The organism is Actinomadura rubrisoli (assembly GCF_004349215.1).
GTDB classification, from domain to species: Bacteria; Actinomycetota; Actinomycetes; order Streptosporangiales; family Streptosporangiaceae; genus Spirillospora; species Spirillospora rubrisoli.
The window spans coordinates 1-1,274 of the sequence record NZ_SMKU01000705.1 but is presented as its reverse complement, the minus strand read 5'-3'; the positions used below and the strand labels follow the sequence as shown (position 1 = coordinate 1,274).

Here is a 1,274-nt window from a genome sequence, read left to right as displayed (position 1 = left end):
ACTGGGAGCTGTGTGGTTGTTGGGTTTCGCCAGGTTGGGGGCTTGATCGACCTGGGCCGGTGGGGGCTTGTGGCGTGCCATTCGCGTGCCATTAGGTTGGACGGACGGTGGGGACGAGCCGTCCGGGCGCGTGGTGGGGCGCAGGTCGAGGGTGCCCTCCGGATGATCACGGCTCCTTACAAGCGAGTGGCCGCAGGTTCGAAACCTGCCGCGCCCACGCAGGTAAAGGCCATGATCCGCTCTTGCGGATCATGGCCTTTGATCTTGTGAGTGTCTAACTGGGTGACTAGCGCTCCTGATCGGATGGATTCTCGCCGGCGAAGATGCGGTCCATGGCGGTCGCTCCCTTCTCCATCACCGGCCGGATCTGCAGGCGGTAGACCGTCTCTGTGACGGCCGTGCTGCGGTGCCCCACGAGCCGGGAGATGTCCTCGATAGGGATGTCGGCGTCCGACAGCACCGACACGAAGCTGTGCCGCATCTCCCGCGGCGCCCACTCCGCACCGACCAGGCCGGCCTTGTCGAGCACCTTGCGGAAGTCACGTCGCACGTTGTGTGCCGTCTGCGGGCCGCCGGTCCGCGTGCAGAAGACCAGGCCGCGCTCGACCCAGGCTTCGCCGGCGCTCGCCCTGCTGACGTCTTGGCGCTCCTGGAGACGCTGGAGCGCCTCGACACAGAGCTGAGGCAGCTTCAGCGTCCGACGAGACTTCTTGGTCTTGGTGTCGCCCTTCTTACGGACCGACCGCCACACATGAATCGCGTAGTCACGGTGTTCCCAACCGGCCTCTTTGACCGGCACCCACCGCTCGGCGTCCTCGACGTAGGCGACGACGTGATCCCAAATGAGAGCCCGCAATTCTTCCGTCCGGGCTCCGGTCGCCAGGGAAAGGACGACGTAGGCGCCGATCCGGGGTTCAGCCTCCCGTGCCGCATCGAGCACTGCTTTGGCCTGCGCGAGTGTCAGTGCCTTGGAAGGGCGCCCCTCCCGCCCTTCGGGTATGTCGCAAAGCTCGACGATGTTCCGCCTTACCTTGTCGCGGACCATGGCCTTGCGGACCGAGCGGTTCAGGATCGAATGGATTAGCTTGAGCGAGCGCGTACTGAGTTCCTTGGACTTGCCATCGAGCCAAGCGTCCACCTCTTCGGCCAATGCCATTTAGTTAGGCAGCTGGACTGAAGAGGTAGATTTCTGGCGGGCGCGGGTGTCGCACTCCATGGTCCGTAGATTTCTTCACGCGGAAAGAATTGTGACGCTGGCGTTTGACCACCCGTGG

General features: G+C 64.1%; 1 protein-coding gene and 1 tRNA gene. One reads left to right on the top strand and one right to left on the bottom strand.

Annotated features, from left to right (window positions below; all coding sequences use genetic code 11):
• Positions 1-124 precede the first annotated feature (124 nt).
• A tRNA-Cys gene (locus tag E1298_RS49150) sits at positions 125-217 on the top strand.
• A gap of 69 nt (positions 218-286) precedes the next feature.
• Here E1298_RS49150 and E1298_RS46980 read toward each other — a convergent pair.
• Positions 287-1,150, bottom strand: coding sequence for a tyrosine-type recombinase/integrase (locus E1298_RS46980; RefSeq protein ID WP_243726276.1), 864 nt, complete (start codon positions 1,148-1,150; stop codon positions 287-289).
• Positions 1,151-1,274 lie beyond the last annotated feature (124 nt).